The organism is Kitasatospora sp. CM 4170, from assembly GCF_032110285.1.
GTDB lineage: Bacteria > Actinomycetota > Actinomycetes > Streptomycetales > Streptomycetaceae > Kitasatospora > Kitasatospora aburaviensis.
Window position 1 is genome coordinate 3,511,655 of record NZ_CP134877.1, and the last position, 19,636, is coordinate 3,531,290.

The following is a 19,636-nucleotide window of genomic DNA, read 5'->3' on the forward strand; positions in this document are numbered from 1 at the left end:
CAGCCAAGCCTCTCAGTTGGTCCTGGTGTTGGTCAGGTGCAGGCCGATGTAGCCGACATAGATCCGGCCACTGCCCGAGCAGTCGTCGAGGTAGTGCAGCCGCGGCGCGGTCCGCCCGCCGCCGATCCGCAGGTGCGCTCCCATGAACGCGCGCCGTGAGGCGTCCACGCACTCCGGCACCGGCAGCATCCGCTCCCGCTTCCACTTGGTGTGGCTGAACACCGTCCGGGACTCCCCGCGCACCGCCTTGCGGGGCGGGAAACGGTGACAGCCGGCCGGGGTGTGCTCGCACCACTGCTTGAAGTCGCCGCCCGCCTCGCCCCGCACGGCGGCCTCGGCGTACTCCTGAAGGGCGGTCAGGCCGTCCCAGGTGAGCCGCGCCCAGCCCGCCCCGGTGCACTGCATCCCGTCCAGGGCGAGCGCGGACTTCTGGTCGCCCGTGAAGGTCAGCAGCGGGAACTCGTCGATCCTGGCCATGAGTTCGGTGAAGGTCCCCGGAGTGCCGGGCCTCCCGGGGACGACCGGCACACCGGCGAGGCCGGGGCCGCCGGGAGGGCGCCCGGTGCGCCCGGCCGCCCCGCCGGCGCCACCGCAGAACCGGCCGGCCAGTGCCCGGACCTGGGCCCCGCCGCGCCGCTCCCGGCGCAGGCTGTGCCGGACCCGCTGCAGCTCGTCGGCCCTGGCCTGTTCCTCGGCCCGGTCCTGCTGCTCCTCGTGGGCCAGCACCGCGAGCTCGACCGCGGCCGCGTCGGGGCCGGTGCCCGCGCGGGGCACGACCGGGGCCACCCGCAGCACGGGCACGGCCGCCAGCGGCGGCGGCAGTGGCTGCTCGGCGGCGATCCGGCGCGGCTCGCGGGCCAACAGCCCGGCGGCCCGGCGGAGGTCCTCCTCGATCCGGCGGCGGGCCAGCACCGGGTGCCGGGCGCCGTCGTGCCGGGAGGCCGGGTCGACCTCGGGCAGGTAGGTGCGCACCGCGCCGCCGTACACGCTGTGGTACTCCAGCGCGACGTTGAACTCCGTGCGGGCGGCGGGATCGAGGACGTAGGCGGTGGCGAGCCCGGGCAGCTGGCCGCAGAGCGGGCGGACCACCTCGGCGACCCACTCGTCGAGCCCCCGGTCGGCGGGGACGCTGGCCACCACGGTGGGCAGCCGGCGCTCCGGGTCGCAGAGCTCGTCGATCAGGCCGTCGACCTCGCCGGCGGTGAGCACCCGCGGCGCCAGCTGGACGGCGGCCGGGCCGTCGGCGGCGTCGAGGAGCGGGAGCAGTGCGCAGGCCAGCTCGGGCACCGGCACCCGGCAGGGTGTCCGCACACCGCTGCCGGTGGTGTGCGTCTCGGCCTCCAGCCGGACCCAGGTGGGACCGTCGACCCCGGTGGCTACGGTCAGCGTGAGCTGGTGGGTGCCGTGCGGCGCCGGGGTGCGCAGGCGGCGGCGGTCGTAGCGGCCGGCCCGGCCGCGCAGCGGGCCGCCGTCGCGGTCGAGCAGGACACGGCCGCCCAGACGCAGGCGCTCGGCCGGGGCCTCGGCGGCGGCCGGCACGCGGCCGGCCGGGTCGGCGGGTTCGGGGCGGACGATGCGTCCGGCGGGGACGGTGAGGTGTCCGGCGGGGGCGGCCGGGTCGGCGGGTTCGGCGGGGGCCGCGTGGGCGCGGTCCGGGCGGGGGATCGCCGGGGCCGGCGGCGGCGGGGGCTCCTCGCAGCCCTCCTGTTTCAGCCAGGCGCCGAGGCGCTGGTCGGCCAGGGCGAGGGCGTCGGCGTGCGGGAGTGCGGTCGTGACGGTCATCCGGTAGGGCGTCGCGGGGCCTCTGGGGCCGGGTAGATCGGCGCGGGCGCGCGACGTGGAGCGGTCTGAGGTCATGCGCATACCTCCGTGGCGGGGGTGGGGTCCGTCTTCCTCCATCGATGGGGGGTTCGTCCGGTTCGGCCGGATCCTTGCCCAGGAAACGCCACAACCCGGAGCGGAAGTTCCAAATCGAGGCCACGTGAATACGTTCGAGTGAATCTGGGGTGAATCCGCTCAAGCCGCCGGCCCGATCGGCAGGGCCCGGCCGTCACTCGGCGCCCGGCGCTCGCTCAAGCCCCGACGTGCACGCGGAGCCCGGCGCGCACTCAGCTCCCGGCCGTCCCGGCGCCGCTGCGGCTCCACTCCGGTTCCGCCACCGGCACCGCCAGCGGGCAGCCCTCCGGCGCCTCGTAGTCGGCGATCAGGACCACCGGGACGGTGCCGTGGTTGCGGCCGACGTGGATGTGGCGCGGACCGGCCTCCTCGACCAGCGAGTCCCCCGCGCCGCTGACCTCGACCCGCCCGTCGTACAGCGTCCTGGTCAGCGTCCCGGACAGCACCACCACCGCGACCCGGCCCGGGTGGTAGTGCCAGCCGGTGCTGCCGCCCGGGGGCAGCGTGACGGTCTGGACAACGGGCATCGCGGCTCGGCTCCCTGCTCGGTTCCGGCCAGGCTAGGGAGACGGCCCGGACGTTCGAACACCCGGATCCGAACTGTCCGAAACACTGGCCGAAAACCGACCGGTCCGCTGCGCGCCGGATCGACGGCGCCGCGCCGTCCGAACACGGCGGCACCGGGTCAGACCGGCACCTCGACGTACGTCCGCCCCGCCGCCACCGCACCCGCGGTCCCGCCGGTCGCCTCGGCCAGCCAGGTGTGGAACTCGGCCACCCCGGGCTCGGGCACCCCGACCTCGATCCGCACCCCCGTCGCCTCGTAGACCAGGTCGCTGACCGCGTACCCGGCCGCCCGGAGGTCGTTCTCCACCCGGCCGGCGCGGGTGTGGTCCACGGTCACCGCGAGCAGCGCCACCGGCCGGCGCTCCAGCAGCCCGACCGCGTCCACGGCCTCCGACACCGAACTCCCGTACGCCCGGACCAGGCCGCCGGCCCCGAGCTTGATCCCGCCGAAGTACCTGGTCACCACGGCCACCGTGTCGGTCAGCCCGCGCCGGCGCAGCACCTCCAGCATCGGCACCCCGGCGGTGCCACCGGGCTCGCCGTCGTCGCTGGAGCGCTCGCGGCGCTGCTCGTCGCCGACCACGAAGGCGGTGCAGTTGTGCCGGGCGTCCCAGTACTGCTTGCGGATGCCGGCGATGAACGCCTGGGCCTCGTCCTCGTCCGCGACCCGGGCGAGGTGGCAGATGAAACGGGACTTCTTGATCTCGATCTCGTGGCTGACCGCACGCCGGATGGTGAGGTACTGCCTGGGGGTCGGCTCCGGCGTGGCGGACATGGTGCGGTGGTCCTCCCGGACAACGAGACGGCGGGGCGGCGGGCGGCCTAGCGGCCCGGCGGCGGACCGCGAAAAGGCTGGCGGTACCGCCCGGGAGGACCCGCCGACCCGAGGGTCGGGAGGTCCTGGGGCAGTACCGCCAGCCTAGGCCCTGTCCGGGCGGCCCCGGATACCGGTCGGCTCATGGCCGCCGCCGGCGGCTCACCGGCCGGCCAGCGCGTCCAGCCGGGCACGGTCCAGGCCGGTGAGCGCGGTGACCTCCGCCAGGTCGACCGCGCCGCAGTCCAGCCCGCGCAGCACGTAGCCGCTGAGCGCCCGGGCGGTCGCCGGCTCGTCCATCACGTCGCCGCCGGCCTTGGCCACGTACGCGGCCAGTCGGGCGGCGGCGGCCTCCAGGCCCTCGCGGTAGAAGGTGTAGACGGCGACGTAGCGGGTGGGCAGGTGGGCCGGGTGCATGTCCCAGCCCTGGTAGTAGGCGCGGGCCAGCGAGCGGCGCACCAGGTCGTGGTGGAGCTTCCACGCCGCGTGCACCTGCTCGGCCGGACCGGTCGGGATGACGTTGGTCGAGCCGTCGGAGAGCCGGACGCCGGTGCCGGCGGCGGCCACCTGCATCACCGCCTTGGCGTGGTCGGCGACCGGGTGGTCCATGCTCTGGTACGCGGCGCTGACCCCGCAGGAGGCGCTGTAGTCGAAGGTCCCGTAGTGCAGTCCGGTCGCCCGGCCCTCGGCGGCCTCGATCATCCGGGCCACGGTGGCGCGGCCGTCCGGGCCGAGGATGGCCTGGGTGGTCTCGATCTGGATCTCGAACCCGATCCGGCCGGCCGGCAGCCCCGCCGAGCGCTCGAAGTCCTCCAGCAGCCGGACCAGTGCGGTGACCTGCTCGGCGTAGGTGACCTTGGGAAGGGTCAGCACCAGCCCGTCGGGCAGGCCGCCGGAGGCCAGCAGGGTGGCGAGGAAGAGCTCCAGGGTGCGGATGCCGCGGTCCCGGACGGCCGCCTCCATGCACTTGATCCGGATCCCGATGTACGGCGGGGCGCTGCCGTCCGCCACCGCGGCGGCGACCAGCTCGGCGGCGCGGACGGCGGCGGCGTTCTCCTCGGCGTCCGGCCGGGGGCCGTAGCCGTCCTCGAAGTCGATCCGCAGGTCCTCGATCGGCTCCCGCTCCAGCTTGGCCCGGACCCGGGCGTGGACGTCGGCGAGCAGCGCGTCGTCCGCCACGCCGAGTGCGCGGGCCAGCTCGGCCGGGGTGCCCGCGTGCGTGTCGAAGGCTTCCAGGGCCTGGCGGCCCCACGCGCGGACGGTGTCGGCGGCGAAGGCGTCGGCCGGGACGTAGACGGTGTGGACCGGCTGCCGGGTGCCGGAGTCGCCCGGGTAGCGGCGGGCCAGGTCGGCGTCGACCGGGGCGAGCAGCGCGTCCACGGCGGCGCGGGCCGCGTCGGAGAACGAGGCTCCCCCCGCCGGTCCGGTACCGTCCACCTCGACCTGGGACATCCGTACTCCTCCACGCCTCGCCGGCCCGGGGCGGACCAGCGCTTCAACAATTTGTTGAGGTGAAGGTAGCTCCGCCGGGATCGGGCGTCAATGGCCGACCGAGCGGTGGACGCCGCCGCCCGGGGCCGACGGGCCCCGGGCGGCGGTCCTGCTGTGGTCCCCGGTTGTGATCCACGGCTGCGGTACGGCTGCGGTCGCGGCGGGGGCGGGTCGGACGGGGGACGCCGGGGTCAGTCCCTCCCGGCGGCCAGGTAGCGGTCCCTCAGCTCGGGGTAGAGCTCGGCGACCTCCTTGGGGTTCACCGAGCCGTCCGGGCGGTTGCCGGTCACGCCGTAGTTCGTGGTGAGCCAGTCGGCGAGCCGCTGCGGGTCCGGCTGGAACTCGTGGCTGTCGATGTAGCTGACCAGCGCCTCGTAGGCGAGCTCGGGGTCGAGCCGGTGGTGCCCCGGGCGCGGCGCCGGGCCGTTCCGCTCGCCCGAGGGGCCGGACGCGGACAGCCCGTCCTGCTGCTCGGCGAAGTCCGGACCCTGCGGAGCGACCTGCTCGCTCTCGACGTACCCGGTCTCCTCGGCGTACTCGCCCTGCACCGCGTGAACGGCCTGGCCCGCGTGGACGGCCTGGCCGACGAACTCGCCCTGCTCGGCGTAGCCGGCCTGCGGCGCGGCGGCCGGAGCCCCCTGGGCGACCGCGGCAGCGGGCTGGCGCACCGGTGCGGGGGCCGGCTCCGGAGCCGGCTCGGCCCCGGTCGGCCGCGGCGGCTTGAACCACGGCGAGGCCTGACCCGGCACCCGGCCGCCGCCGGTGGCACCCTCGCCCTGGGCGTGCGGGCCGGTGGTGCGGACCGGGCGCTCGGTCCAGACGTTCAGCTCCTCCCGCGGCGGCGGAGCCTGCTCCTGCTCGCCCTCCGGATCGTTCGCGGCCCGCAGCCGTACCGCGGCGAGCTTGGCGAGCATCGGCGCGGCCACCTCGGCCGGCACCGGCGTCACGGCGGGCGCCGCCTCGGCCTGCTGCGGCTGGGGCTGCTGCGGCTGGGGCTGCGGCTGCGCCTGGGCCGCCGGGGCGGGCTGCTGGAGCTGAGGCCCCGGGGCCTGAGGCACCGGGACCGCGGCAACGGCGGCGGGCGGTGCGGCGACGGCCGCCGGGATGGCCCCGGCCACCACGGTCCGGCCGTCCCGCAGCTCCGTCGCCTCACGCTCCTCGCGGGCCGCGCGCGCCTCCTCGTCCAGCCGGTCCAGCACCGCCGGGTCGAGCGGCACCCCGTACTTGGCCAGCTTGAGCGGGAGCAGCGCCTGGATCGGCGCCGAGCGGCGCCAGCCCCGGCCGTAGCGGAAGCGCAGCTGGGCCCGGTAGACCAGGCGGTTCTGCTCCAGCCGGACCACCTCGTCGTAGGAGCGCAGCTCCCAGAGCTTCATCCGCCGCCAGAGCCGGAACGTCGGCACCGGCGAGAGCACCCAGCGCATCAGCCGGACGGACTCCATGTGCCGGTCCGCCGTGATCGCGGCGATCCGCCCGACGGCGTGCCGCGAGGCCTCGACGACGACGACGAAGAGCACCGGGATGACCGCGTGCATGCCCATGCCGAGCGGGTCGCCCCACGAGGCGGCGGCGTTGAAGGCGATGGTGGCCACGGTCAGCAGCCAGGCCGTCTGCCGCAGCAGCGGGAACGGGATCCGCAGCCAGGTCAGCACCAGGTCCAGCGCCAGCAGCACCACGATGCCCGCGTCCACACCGATCGGGAACGCGTAGGCGAAGGTGCCGAATCCCTTCTCCGCGGCGAGCTCGCGCACCGCGTTGTACGACCCGGCGAAACCTATGCCCGAGATCAGGCAGGCCCCGGCGGCGACCAGCCCCAGCAGGCTCCGGTGAGCCTTGGTGAGCGTTGGGCGTGCCATAACGTCTATCAACCCCTGGATGTCGGCCGCTGGCCGTACGCTGCTCGGGCTGCCTGGTCCCGCTTGTCGGGGCACCGGACGGCCGAGCGACCTCCGGGCTCGGCCCACCGGAGTTTACTCGTACAGCTGTTTCAGCGTTTCCGCAGCCCAGGGTGTCACCATCTGCCGCGATTCCCCGCCGGACACCGGTCGGTACGTCAGCGCGCCCGCTCCGCCGTGCCGTTGAGGTAGGTGAGCACCGCCAGTACCCGGCGGTTCGCGTCGTCGGCCGGGGCCAGCTCCAGCTTGGTGAAGATGTTGGCGATGTGCTTGGCCACCGCCCCGTCGCTGACCACCAGCCTCGCCGCGATCGCCGAGTTCGAGCAGCCCTCCGCCATCAGCTCCAGCACCTCCCGCTCGCGCGGCGACAGCCGCTGCAGCGGGCCGGGGCGGCGGGAGGTGCTCTGCATCAGCTTGGCGATCACGTCCGGGTCCATCGCCGTGCCGCCGGCCGCGACCCGGCGGACCGCGTCGATGAACTGCTCGGCGTTGAAGACCCGGTCCTTCAGCAGGTAGCCCACGCCGCCGGTGCCGTCCGCCAGCAGCTCCCGCGCGTACAGCTGCTGCACGTGCTGCGACAGGACCAGGACGGGCAGGCCCGGGATCTCCCGCCGCGCCTGCAGCGCCGCCTGCAGGCCCTCGTCGGTCAGCGTCGGCGGCAGCCGGACGTCCACGACGGCGACGTCCGGACGGTGGGTCAGCAACGCGTCGAGCAGCTCCGGCCCGGTCTCCACGGCGGCGGCGATGGTGAAGCCGTGCGCTTCGAGCAGGCGGATCAGGCCTTCACGGAGGAGGTAGAGGTCCTCGGCGAGGACAACTCGCACGGCAGCTCCAGGGTGATGGTGGTCGGACCGCCCGACGTGCTGTCGATGGCGAGGACACCGTCGAAGGTACCCAATCGCCGCTCGATCCCGCGCAGGCCGGTCCCCCGGGTGGGGTCCGCCACGCCGACACCGTCGTCCGTCACCGTGATCCGCAGCGTCCCGGCCCGGTACAGGATGTCCACCCAGACCTGCTCCGCGCCCGAGTGCTTGGCGGCGTTGGCCAGCAGCTCGCAGATGCTGAAGTAGGCGGCCGCCTCCACCGGGGCCGGCGGCCGGTCCGGCAGGCTGACGCAGACCTCGGTCGGCAGCGCGCTGTCCAGGGCCAGCGCCCGCACCGCGTCGCCCAGCCCGCGCTCGGCGAGGACCGGCGGGTGGATGCCGCGCACCAGGTCGCGCAGTTCCTGCAGCGCCCGGGCCGAGGACTGCCGGGCCTCGGAGAGCAGTACGCGGGCCGCCGTCGGGTCGGTGTCCATCAGGTGCTCGATCGTGCCCAGCGTCATCCCGATCGCGACCAGCCGCGCCTGCGCCCCGTCGTGCAGGTCGCGCTCGATCCGCCGCAGCTCGGCCGCCTGGTTCCCGACCGCATCCGCCCGGGTCTCGGTCAGCTCGGCCACCCGCTTGGTCAGCTGCGCGTGCGAGGCGCGGTCGCCCTGGCCCAGCACACGGCGCGCGATCTCCGCGTACGCGCGGACCGCAAGCGGCGCCACCGCCACTCCGACGGCCATCAGCCCCAGCCCCAGCAGGCCGTTCAGCAGCAGCGACAGCATCCGCTCGCCGCCCGCCGCGTAACCGTCGACGACCACCGGATCGTTGAAGGCGAAGGTGCAGCCGAACCCGAACAGCAACAGGGCGGCCACCGGCACCGCGAGACCCACCACCACGATCGGGCTGACCGCCAGCCAGAGGATCTCCGCACGGGTCGCCCGGTCGCGCAGCCCCCAGTGCAGCAGCTGGGCGATCCGCGCGACGCTGTGCGAGCGGTGGTACGAGTACCCCGTCCACCAGTGGCCGCGCTCGTCCCGCTCCAGGCCCGGCCGGGGGGTGTACGACACCGGCAGCCTCATGTCACACCAGCGGGACAGCTGGTCACGCGTCCGGCGGGCGACCCGGCGGACGAAGAGGGCCGCCACTCCGGCACCCACCACGCCGGCCGCTGCCATGGCGAACAGCTCGGCCATGCTGTACGGATCCAGCGCCGAGACGACCGCCCCGCCGGCCATCAGAGCCGCCAGGAACGGCAACACCGTGACCGGGAGGATGCCCAGCACCAGGAGGCCGAGCCGGGCGAGTCCACGACCACCCGACGTGAGTGCCTCCTCCGCCTGAGCGCGCATGGTCGCGCCGCTGGTTCGAGTCGCTGCTGTCACGGATGCTCCTGAGGCCGGTCCCGATCGTCCTGTTTCAGTGTTCCCGAACGTCGTCTGCGGGGCACTGGCCGTCGCACCCCATTACGGAGGTGGACCTAGCACCACCCCCGAGTGGTTCCAGACCCCCGCCCGCTCTGCAGGTGCGGGATTGTGTGGGGTATTTGCCGGGAAATGCGAAGAACCCCCATCCGGGACCCGGATGGGGGTTCTTCAGAAGAATTGTTCGGCGGCGTCCTACTCTCCCACAGGGTCCCCCCTGCAGTACCATCGGCGCTGTGAGGCTTAGCTTCCGGGTTCGGAATGTAACCGGGCGTTTCCCTCACGCTATGACCACCGAAACACTATGAAACTATCTGCCGCCCACCCGCAGAGCGGTGGGGGTCGTTGTTTCAGAACAACACAGTGGACGCGAGCAACTGAGGACAAGCCCTCGGCCTATTAGTACCGGTCAACTCCACCCCTCACAGGGCTTCCATATCCGGCCTATCAACCCAGTCGTCTACTGGGAGCCTTACCCTCTCAAGGAGGTGGGAGTGCTCATCTCGAAGCAGGCTTCCCGCTTAGATGCTTTCAGCGGTTATCCCTCCCGAACGTAGCCAACCAGCCATGCCCTTGGCAGAACAACTGGCACACCAGAGGTTCGTCCGTCCCGGTCCTCTCGTACTAGGGACAGCCCTTCTCAACACTCCTACGCGCACAGCGGATAGGGACCGAACTGTCTCACGACGTTCTAAACCCAGCTCGCGTACCGCTTTAATGGGCGAACAGCCCAACCCTTGGGACCTACTCCAGCCCCAGGATGCGACGAGCCGACATCGAGGTGCCAAACCATCCCGTCGATATGGACTCTTGGGGAAGATCAGCCTGTTATCCCCGGGGTACCTTTTATCCGTTGAGCGACGGCGCTTCCACAAGCCACCGCCGGATCACTAGTCCCTACTTTCGTACCTGCTCGACCCGTCAGTCTCACAGTCAAGCTCCCTTGTGCACTTACACTCAACACCTGATTGCCAACCAGGCTGAGGGAACCTTTGGGCGCCTCCGTTACCCTTTAGGAGGCAACCGCCCCAGTTAAACTACCCACCAGACACTGTCCCTGATCCGGATCACGGACCCAGGTTAGACATCCAGCACGACCAGAGTGGTATTTCAACGACGACTCCACAACAACTGGCGTTGCTGCTTCAAAGTCTCCCACCTATCCTACACAAGCCGAACCGAACACCAATATCAAGCTATAGTAAAGGTCCCGGGGTCTTTCCGTCCTGCTGCGCGAAACGAGCATCTTTACTCGTAATGCAATTTCACCGGGCCTATGGTTGAGACAGTCGAGAAGTCGTTACGCCATTCGTGCAGGTCGGAACTTACCCGACAAGGAATTTCGCTACCTTAGGATGGTTATAGTTACCACCGCCGTTTACTGGCGCTTAAGTTCTCAGCTTCGCCCCACCGAAATGGAGCTAACCGGTCCCCTTAACGTTCCAGCACCGGGCAGGCGTCAGTCCGTATACATCGCCTTACGGCTTCGCACGGACCTGTGTTTTTAGTAAACAGTCGCTTCTCGCTGGTCTCTGCGGCCACCCCCAGCTCAGAGTGCAAGACTCGTCACCAGGAATGGCCCCCCTTCTCCCGAAGTTACGGGGGCATTTTGCCGAGTTCCTTAACCATAGTTCACCCGAACGCCTCGGTATTCTCTACCTGACCACCTGAGTCGGTTTGGGGTACGGGCCGCCATGAAACTCGCTAGAGGCTTTTCTCGACAGCATAGGATCATCCACTTCACCACAATCGGCTCGGCATCAGGTCTCAGACTATGTGAACGGCGGATTTGCCTACCGTTCGTCCTACACCCTTACCCCGGGACAACCACCGCCCGGGCTGGACTACCTTCCTGCGTCACCCCATCGCTCACCTACTACCCCGTTGGGTCACCGGCTCCACCACGTCCCATCGTCCGAAGACTCCGGGCCGGCTTCACGGGCTTAGCATCAAGAGGTTCAGCGTTGGCGCTTCAAAGCGGGTACGGGAATATCAACCCGTTGTCCATCGACTACGCCTGTCGGCCTCGCCTTAGGTCCCGACTTACCCTGGGCAGATCAGCTTGACCCAGGAACCCTTGGTCAATCGGCGCAAGAGTTTCCCACTCTTGTATCGCTACTCATGCCTGCATTCTCACTCGTATACCGTCCACGACTGGTTTCCACCGCCGCTTCACCCGGCACACGACGCTCCCCTACCCATCACAGCAGGCGTTGGCCCTTCATGCTGCAATGACACGACTTCGGTGGTGTGCTTGAGCCCCGCTACATTGTCGGCGCGGAATCACTTGACCAGTGAGCTATTACGCACTCTTTCAAGGGTGGCTGCTTCTAAGCCAACCTCCTGGTTGTCTCTGCGACTCCACATCCTTTCCCACTTAGCACACGCTTAGGGACCTTAGTCGGTGTTCTGGGCTGTTTCCCTCTCGACCATGGAGCTTATCCCCCACAGTCTCACTGCCACGCTCTCACTTACCGGCATTCGGAGTTTGGCTAAGGTCAGTAACCCGGTGAGGCCCATCGCCTATCCAGTGCTCTACCTCCGGCAAGAAACACGTGACGCTGCACCTAAATGCATTTCGGGGAGAACCAGCTATCACGGAGTTTGATTGGCCTTTCACCCCTAACCACAGGTCATCCCCCAGGTTTTCAACCCTGGTGGGTTCGGTCCTCCACACGGTCTTACCCGCGCTTCAACCTGCCCATGGCTAGATCACTCCGCTTCGGGTCTTGGGCATGCAACTCAAACGCCCTATTCGGACTCGCTTTCGCTACGGCTACCCCACACGGGTTAACCTCGCTACACACCGCAAACTCGCAGGCTCATTCTTCAAAAGGCACGCAGTCACGGCCAGCAGGCAAGCCCACTGACGACGCTCCCACGGCTTGTAGGCACACGGTTTCAGGTACTATTTCACTCCGCTCCCGCGGTACTTTTCACCATTCCCTCACGGTACTATCCGCTATCGGTCACCAGGGAATATTTAGGCTTAGCGGGTGGTCCCGCCAGATTCACACGGGATTTCTCGGGCCCCGTGCTACTTGGGAGATGAGCAAGCAAGCCGTACAGATTTCGCCTACGGGGGTCTTACCCTCTACGCCGGACCTTTCGCATGTCCTTCGACTATCCATACGGTTTCTGACTCGCCCAGCCGCCGGCAGACGACTGAAGCTCATTCCCACAACCCCCAAGCGGCAACCCCTGCCGGGTCTCACACCACTTGGGTTTAGCCTCATCCGGTTTCGCTCGCCACTACTCCCGGAATCACGGTTGTTTTCTCTTCCTGCGGGTACTGAGATGTTTCACTTCCCCGCGTTCCCTCCACACTGCCTATGTGTTCAGCAGCGGGTGACAGCCCATGACGACTGCCGGGTTTCCCCATTCGGACACCCCCGGATCAAAGCTCGGTTGACAGCTCCCCGGGGCCTATCGTGGCCTCCCACGTCCTTCATCGGTTCCTGGTGCCAAGGCATCCACCGTGCGCCCTTAAAAACTTGGCCACAGATGCTCGCGTCCACTGTGCAGTTCTCAAACAACGACCAGTCACCCACCTCCAAGACACCCGAAGGCGCCTCTTCAGTGAGACCGGCATCCATGAGGCAACTTCCGTTCCCTCAGGACCCAACAACGTGCCCGACACACCCGATCAGCAAACCCGTGTTCCACGCCGAAGCAGTACTAACGAATGCCAACCCAGTGTGCCGAATAGTCAACGTTCCACCCATGAGCAACCGTGCAGGACACTCGCCTGCAACCGGCGTATTGCTCCTTAGAAAGGAGGTGATCCAGCCGCACCTTCCGGTACGGCTACCTTGTTACGACTTCGTCCCAATCGCTGGTCCCACCTTCGACGGCTCCTCCCCTTACGGGTTAGGCCACCGGCTTCGGGTGTTACCGACTTTCGTGACGTGACGGGCGGTGTGTACAAGGCCCGGGAACGTATTCACCGCAGCATGCTGATCTGCGATTACTAGCAACTCCAACTTCATGGGGTCGAGTTGCAGACCCCAATCCGAACTGAGGCCGGCTTTTTGGGATTCGCTCCGCCTCGCGGCATCGCAGCCCTTTGTACCGACCATTGTAGCACGTGTGCAGCCCAAGACATAAGGGGCATGATGATTTGACGTCGTCCCCACCTTCCTCCGAGTTGACCCCGGCAGTCTCCTGTGAGTCCCCATCACCCCGAAAGGCATGCTGGCAACACAGAACAAGGGTTGCGCTCGTTGCGGGACTTAACCCAACATCTCACGACACGAGCTGACGACAACCATGCACCACCTGTATACCGACCACAAGGGGGCGCCTATCTCTAGACGTTTCCGGCATATGTCAAGCCTTGGTAAGGTTCTTCGCGTTGCGTCGAATTAAGCCACATGCTCCGCTGCTTGTGCGGGCCCCCGTCAATTCCTTTGAGTTTTAGCCTTGCGGCCGTACTCCCCAGGCGGGGAACTTAATGCGTTAGCTGCGGCACGACGACGTGGAATGTCGCCAACACCTAGTTCCCAACGTTTACGGCGTGGACTACCAGGGTATCTAATCCTGTTCGCTCCCCACGCTTTCGCTCCTCAGCGTCAGTAATGGCCCAGAGATCCGCCTTCGCCACCGGTGTTCCTCCTGATATCTGCGCATTTCACCGCTACACCAGGAATTCCGATCTCCCCTACCACACTCTAGCCTGCCCGTATCGAATGCAGACCCGGGGTTAAGCCCCGGGCTTTCACATCCGACGCGACAGGCCGCCTACGAGCTCTTTACGCCCAATAATTCCGGACAACGCTCGCACCCTACGTATTACCGCGGCTGCTGGCACGTAGTTAGCCGGTGCTTCTTCTGCAGGTACCGTCACTTGCGCTTCTTCCCTGCTGAAAGAGGTTTACAACCCGAAGGCCGTCATCCCTCACGCGGCGTCGCTGCATCAGGCTTTCGCCCATTGTGCAATATTCCCCACTGCTGCCTCCCGTAGGAGTCTGGGCCGTGTCTCAGTCCCAGTGTGGCCGGTCGCCCTCTCAGGCCGGCTACCCGTCGTCGCCTTGGTAGGCCATTACCCCACCAACAAGCTGATAGGCCGCGGGCTCATCCTGCACCGCCGGAGCTTTCCACCAACCCCCATGCGGAGGAAGGTCATATCCGGTATTAGACCCCGTTTCCAGGGCTTGTCCCAGAGTGCAGGGCAGATTGCCCACGTGTTACTCACCCGTTCGCCACTGATCCACCCCGAAGGGCTTCACCGTTCGACTTGCATGTGTTAAGCACGCCGCCAGCGTTCGTCCTGAGCCAGGATCAAACTCTCCGTGAATGCTTGCCCGTAATCGGGCGACACACTCGCGTTGAGCGGCACGGCAACCACCGGAATAGGGCGGCCCCGCGCACTGCGTCCTCGCTGTGTTATTTCAAAAGGAATCTCCAACCCCAGAGAATCTGAGGCCGGGGATGTCAACATATCTGGCGTTGACTTTTGGCACGCTGTTGAGTTCTCAAGGAACGGACACTTCCTTCAGGCGGCTTTCACACCGGCCCTCCGGGCGCTTCGTTCTTTCGTGTTTCCAGCTTACCAGATGTTTTCCGCTCCGTTTCCGGGGCTTCGTTCATCCAACTCGCCGGTGTCTTCTGGGGCTTGACGCCCCGTCCGACGTTTCAAACTCTAGCCGATCCCCGCCCCGAAAGGCGAATCCGGCCACAATCCCGATAAACGCACACCCCGAATAGACCCCGACCCGAACAGGAACGCGACAAAGCGCAATCCAGCCCGAAGGGGAAGGAGTGGTGTTTCAAGGGATTGGCCGCCCCGGGACCGTCCGCGCAGATGCGTGTCCGGTGCTCCCTGCCGAGCGACTAGGAAACACTACGCCGATCCGGGAGCGAAGGCAACCCGGTCCCGTGGACGATCCGCGTGCATAGCGAGCGGCCGGCCTTCACGTACTCACCGTTGGGCTGGTCGTTGGAGCTGACCCAGTGCCGGGCCGTGGTCTCGTCGCGGCCGCCGTCACGATGGCGTCGGAGCAGGCGCTCCTCGCGGACCGTGTCGTCGGTCTCCACCCACCAGAGCTCGCGCAGCAGCCGGCGGGCCTCCGGCCAGGGGTGTTCGGCGGCGGCGAGGTAGTTCCCCTCGGTGATGACGAGCCGGGCGTGCGGTGCGACGACGTGCCGGGCGGCCACGGGCTCGTCGAGGTCCCGGTCGAAGTCGGGGACGTAGATGTGCTGGAAGCGGTCCGCGGCGACCCGGCGCAGCAGCGCGATATAGCCGTGCGCGTCGAAGGTGGCCGGGGCGCCCTTGCGGTGGCTCAGGCCGAGGCGGTCGAGCTGGGCGGCCGACAGGTGAAAGCCGTCGAGCGGGAGGTAGGCGGCGCTGCCGGGGCCTTCGTGTCGTTCGACCTCGGCGACGAGGTGCCGGGCCAGGGTGGACTTGCCGGCGCCGGGCGGTCCGGCGAGTCCGAGGATCGTGCGGGCGTTGCTGCCCGGGCCGTGCAGCAGGCGCAGGGCGAGGGCGGTGAGGGTGTCCTCGTTCATGGGGCGCACCCTACTCACCGTCCCGTCCGGCGCCGGGCGTCGTCGTGCGTCGTCGTGCGTGGAGCGGCTGCGGGCGGTACGAGGGCGGGCAGCTCCAGGGTGAGCGTGCCGGTGTCCGCGTCGAGGAGCGCGGGGACGCCGAGCGGAACGGTCAGGGTGGAGGCGGCGTGGCCGAAGCCGAGTTCCCAGACGATCGGTACGCCGAGCGGGCCCAGGCGGTCGAGCATGACGTCCCGGACCCGCTCGGGTCGGCCGCAGCCGTCCCAGGAGCCGAGCGCGACACCGGCGACGCCGTCGAGGGCGCCGGAGCGCAGGAGCTGGGTGAGGAGGCGGTCGAGCTGGTACGGGTGCTCGTTGACGTCTTCCAGGAGCAGGATGCTGCCGGTGAAGGAGGGTCGGGCGGCGGGTGTGCCGCGTTCGGCGGTGAGGACGGTGAGGCATCCCCCTGCGGTGGTGCCCCGGGCCCGCCCGGGCACCAGTGTGGTGGCCGTGGGCGAGGTGAGGACCGTGGTGGCCGCCGGCTCGAAGAGGGTGCGGCGGAGGTGCTCGGCGGTCGGGCCGTCGGTGAGGAAGGACGTGGTCGCGCTCATCGGCCCGTGCAGGGTGGTGACGCCGAGCCGCTGGGCGAAGGCTTCGTGCAGGGAGGTGACGTCGCTGTAGCCGACGAGCACCTTGGGCGGGACGGCGCGCATCGCGTCCCAGTCGAGCAGGTCGACCATGCGGTGGACGCCGTAGCCGCCGCGGGCGCAGATCACCGCGTCGACGGCCGGGTCGAGCCAGGCGGTCTGGAGGTCGGCGGCGCGGTCGGCGTCGGTGCCGGCGAGGTGGCCGAGGACGGGGTGGGTGTCGAGGACGTGCGGGGCGACGGTCACCCGCAGCCCCCAGGAGCGCAGGATCTCGGCCCCGGCGGTGAGCCGCTGGGGGTCGATCGGGCTGCTGGGGGCGACCACGGTGACGTGGTCCCCGGGGCGGAGGTGCGGCGGACGGGTCAGCCCTCGGCCGGGCGTGGTCGGGTGCTGGTCCATGGCCGGGATCCTTCCAGGGTGCGGGTGACGCGACGTAGCGGGGTGGCGTGACGTGCACGTGGCTGGCGGGGCCGCGACGCGGCGAGGTGGCGCCGCCGGGTCCGGGGTGGTCCGTGTTCGGGGCCCGCGCCACCGCTCGGAGTAGGTATGCCCCGTGGTCTTCAGACCGATCCCATCACCGCCCGAACCTCGTCGAGCGTGGCGTCGGCCACGGCGTTGGCGCGCTCGGCGCCGTCGCGCAGGACCTGCCGGACGTAGCCGCGGTCGGCGGCGAACTCGGCGCGGCGGGCCCGGATCGGGCGGAGGTGTTCGTTGACGGCCTCGGTCACCGTCCGCTTGAGCGCGGCGGCGCCGCCGTCGCCGATCTCCTCGGCGACCTCCTCCGGCCGGCGGTCCTGGCAGAGCGCGGCGAGCAGGACGAGGCTCGACACCTCCGGGCGGGCGACCGGGTCGTAGCCGATCCGGCGCTCGGTGTCGGTCCTGGCGGAGCGGATCAGGCGGGCCGTGGTGTCCTCGTCGGCGGCGAGGGCCACGGCGTTTCCACGGCTCTTGCTCATCTTGGTGCCGTCGGTGCCGAGCAGCAGCGGGGCGGCGGAGAGCAGGCCCTCGGGGCGGGGGAAGACCGGGGTGCCGTCCGCGTGCGGGTAGCGCTCGTTGAAGCGGCGGGCGACGGTGCGGGCGACTTCGAGGTGGGGCAGCTGGTCCTGGCCGACCGGTACCACGTCGGCCTTGCAGAAGAGGATGTCGGCGGCCTGGTGGACGGGGTAGGTGAACATCAGTCCGCTGACGGCGGACTGGCGGGAGTGGGCGATCTCGTCCTTGACGGTGGGGTTGCGGTTCAGCTCGGAGACGCTGACCAGGCTGAGGAAGGGCAGCAACAGCTGGTTGAGGGCGGGGACGGCGCTGTGGGCGAAGATCGTGGCGCGGTCGGGGTCGAGACCGGTGGCGAGGTAGTCGAGGACGAGGTTCTCGGTGTGCTCGGCGAGCCGGTCGGCGACGTCGCGGTCGGTGATCACCTGGTAGTCGGCGACGACGACGAACATCTCGACCCCGAGGTGCTGGAGGCGGACCCGGTTCTGCAGGGTGCCGAAGTAGTGGCCGAGGTGGAGCGGGCCGGTGGGGCGGTCGCCGGTGAGGACGCGGTGGGCGCCAGGTTCCTGGCGGATCGTTTCGTCGAGGCCGGCGCATGCGGCGGCCTCGGTGGCGTTGGCGGCGTCGGCGTCGGCAGTGGTGATGGTGGTGACGGTCACGGGGTCTCCTCGGAACGGCGGTGGGTTCGCGGCCGTCCGGGGCTCGGGCCCGTTCCGTCGGAAAACGCGTCAGGGCCGTCCGTCCGGACGGCCCTGGTCAGGCGTGGCTGGTGGCCGTCCTAGGACGGCCACCAGTTGAGACCTGCGAAGCGCTTCATGCGTTCGAGGATAGCGTCAGTCCTCCACGACGAGGGCGGGAGTGTCCTTGCGCAGGGTCTCGCCGCGGAAGAACTCCGGCCGGACCGCGCCGTACCAGAGCATCAGCACGGCGCCGAGCAGCAGGATGCCGACGCCGATGACGAACACCGAGCCGATGCCGAGGACGGCGCCGCTGCCGTAGTCCGGGTCCCAGGCGTCGGTGAGGGTCTGCAGGAAGACGCCGCTGAGCAGCACGCCGCCGAGCAGCGGGGCGACGCCCTTGAGCAGCAGGTCGCGCAGGCTGTTGCGGAGCGAGCGGCGGAAGTACCAGACACAGGCGAAGGCCGTCAGCGCGTAGTAGAAGCAGATCATCAGGCCGAGGGCCAGGATGGTGTCCTCAACGACGTCCTCGCTGATCACGCTCATGCCGACGTAGAAGACGGCGGTGGCGAGGCCGGCGGCCACGGTGGCGGTGCCGGGGGTGCGGAAGCGCGGGTGGACGGTGCCGAAGCGCGGCGGGACGGCCTTGTAGGCGCTCATCGCGAGGAGGGTGCGGGCCACCGGGATGAAGGTGGTCTGCAGGCTGGCGGCGGCGCTGGCGACGACCGCCAGGAAGAGCAGGACGCTCCACGGCGAGCCGAGCACCGGGCGGGCCAGCGCGGCGAAGACGTTGTCGGCGGTCTCGGGGTTGCCGAGGCCGGTGCCGGCGCTGCCGACGCCGGCGAACATCTGGGAGGCGATCGCGACCAGCAGGTACGAGCCGACCAGGGTGACCATGGAGATCATCGCGGCCCGACCCGGGGTCTTGGCGCTGCCGCTGGTCTCCTCGTTCATGGTCAGGCAGGTGTCCCAGCCCCAGTACATGAAGATCGAGAGCGACAGCCCGGCGGTGAAGGCGCTGAACGAGGAGACGTCGAGCGGGTTGAGCCAGGACGCGGAGAAGCCGATCGAGTCCGGCAGGTCGCCGGCGGCGGCCTTGGCGATGGCGATGACCGAGAAGAGCAGCAGGACCGCGAGCTGGAGGCCGACCAGGCTGTACTGGAACCACTTGGTGGCCGTCATGCCGCGGTAGCTCATCGCGGTGGCGGCGGCGATCAGTGCGACCACGGTGAGCAGGTGGATCGCCTTGGTGTCGTTGAGCTCGGCGACCCAGCTGCTGCCGGTCATCTCCCCGAGCATCAGGTAGAGGAAGTCGGTCGCCACCCCGGCCAGGTTGGAGAGCACGATGATCGTGGCGACCGTCAGGCCCCAGCCGGCCATCCAGCCGACCCGGGGGCCGAAGGCCTTGACCGTCCAGGTGAAGGACGTGCCGCAGTCCGGGAAGTCCTTGTTCAGCTCCTTGTAGGCGAACGCGACGAGCAGCATCGGCAGGAAACCGGCCAGGAAGACCGCCGGCATCTGGACGCCGACGGCGGTGACGGTCGGGCCCAGCGTCGCGGTCAGGCAGTAGACCGGGGCGACCGTGGAGACGCCCAGGACCACGCTGCTCAACAGGCCGACCGAGTTCCCCCGTAGGCCCTTGTCCCCCGTCGCCCCCGCCGCCCCCGGGTCGGGGGCTCCACCACTGATGCCACTGACCGGGGCACCCTGCGGAGCGGTGGGCGCCGTTGCCCGCCCGCTGCTTCCGTGCTCTGAGAGCTGCTGATCAAACACCAGCGCACCCTAGGTGGGGGTGTCGAAGGTTGTGTAGGCCAACCCTTGGTGATCTGAACCACTTGCTTCGATTCATGTGTCAAATCGAACCCGTGGCCGACGGATGAATGGCGTGTTGCGTCGTGTACCTTTGTTTTGAAGGACTGATGGCGGGTTATTTTCTCCCCTATGTC

General features: G+C 69.3%; 11 protein-coding genes and 3 rRNA genes. All 14 read right to left on the reverse strand.

What is annotated here, in order from left to right; translation table 11 throughout:
- Positions 1–12: 12 nt before the first annotated feature.
- Positions 13–1,782, reverse strand: coding sequence for a hypothetical protein (locus RMN57_RS14605; RefSeq protein WP_313763840.1), 1,770 nt, complete (start codon positions 1,780–1,782; stop codon positions 13–15).
- 326 nt (positions 1,783–2,108) lie between these two features.
- Entirely contained in the window at positions 2,109–2,423 is a 315-nt protein-coding gene (locus RMN57_RS14610; protein WP_313763841.1) for a cupin domain-containing protein, read from the reverse strand.
- 158 nt (positions 2,424–2,581) lie between these two features.
- A complete protein-coding gene (locus RMN57_RS14615) occupies positions 2,582–3,238 on the reverse strand; it encodes a YigZ family protein (RefSeq protein WP_313763842.1) in 657 nt (218 codons plus the stop codon).
- 201 nt (positions 3,239–3,439) lie between these two features.
- Positions 3,440–4,729: a DUF6986 family protein gene (locus tag RMN57_RS14620; RefSeq protein ID WP_313763843.1), complete on the reverse strand. Its 1,290-nt coding sequence runs from the start codon at positions 4,727–4,729 to the stop codon at positions 3,440–3,442.
- 230 nt (positions 4,730–4,959) lie between these two features.
- Entirely contained in the window at positions 4,960–6,621 is a 1,662-nt protein-coding gene (locus tag RMN57_RS14625) for a DUF2637 domain-containing protein (RefSeq protein ID WP_313763844.1), read from the reverse strand.
- 197 nt (positions 6,622–6,818) lie between these two features.
- The gene (locus RMN57_RS14630) at positions 6,819–7,484 is read right to left on the reverse strand and encodes a response regulator transcription factor (RefSeq protein WP_313763845.1); all 666 of its coding nucleotides are present in this window, start codon (positions 7,482–7,484) and stop codon (positions 6,819–6,821) included.
- Positions 7,436–8,851, reverse strand: coding sequence for a histidine kinase (locus tag RMN57_RS14635; protein WP_313763846.1), 1,416 nt, complete (start codon positions 8,849–8,851; stop codon positions 7,436–7,438). The genes RMN57_RS14630 and RMN57_RS14635 overlap by 49 nt, the downstream gene beginning before the upstream one ends.
- A gap of 221 nt (positions 8,852–9,072) precedes the next feature.
- A 5S ribosomal RNA gene (gene rrf, locus RMN57_RS14640) occupies positions 9,073–9,189 on the reverse strand.
- Positions 9,190–9,269: 80 nt separating this feature from the next.
- Positions 9,270–12,390: ribosomal RNA gene (locus RMN57_RS14645) — 23S ribosomal RNA — on the reverse strand.
- 273 nt (positions 12,391–12,663) lie between these two features.
- Positions 12,664–14,186, reverse strand: a 16S ribosomal RNA gene (locus RMN57_RS14650).
- The 16S, 23S and 5S rRNA genes sit together here, the layout of an rRNA operon.
- Before the next feature lie 536 nt (positions 14,187–14,722).
- Positions 14,723–15,397, reverse strand: a complete 675-nt coding sequence (locus tag RMN57_RS14655; RefSeq protein WP_313763847.1) for a nucleoside/nucleotide kinase family protein — start codon at positions 15,395–15,397, stop codon at positions 14,723–14,725.
- Positions 15,398–15,411: 14 nt separating this feature from the next.
- Positions 15,412–16,422, reverse strand: a complete 1,011-nt coding sequence (locus RMN57_RS14660) for an LD-carboxypeptidase (protein WP_313763848.1) — start codon at positions 16,420–16,422, stop codon at positions 15,412–15,414.
- A 161-nt stretch (positions 16,423–16,583) separates the two neighbouring features.
- Positions 16,584–17,588, reverse strand: a complete 1,005-nt coding sequence (gene trpS / locus RMN57_RS14665) for a tryptophan--tRNA ligase (protein ID WP_313767825.1) — start codon at positions 17,586–17,588, stop codon at positions 16,584–16,586.
- Between the two features lie 258 nt (positions 17,589–17,846).
- Positions 17,847–19,379 (reverse strand): APC family permease, encoded by a 1,533-nt coding sequence (locus RMN57_RS14670; protein WP_313767826.1) that lies wholly within the window; start codon positions 19,377–19,379, stop codon positions 17,847–17,849.
- Between the last annotated feature and the right edge of the window lie 257 nt (positions 19,380–19,636).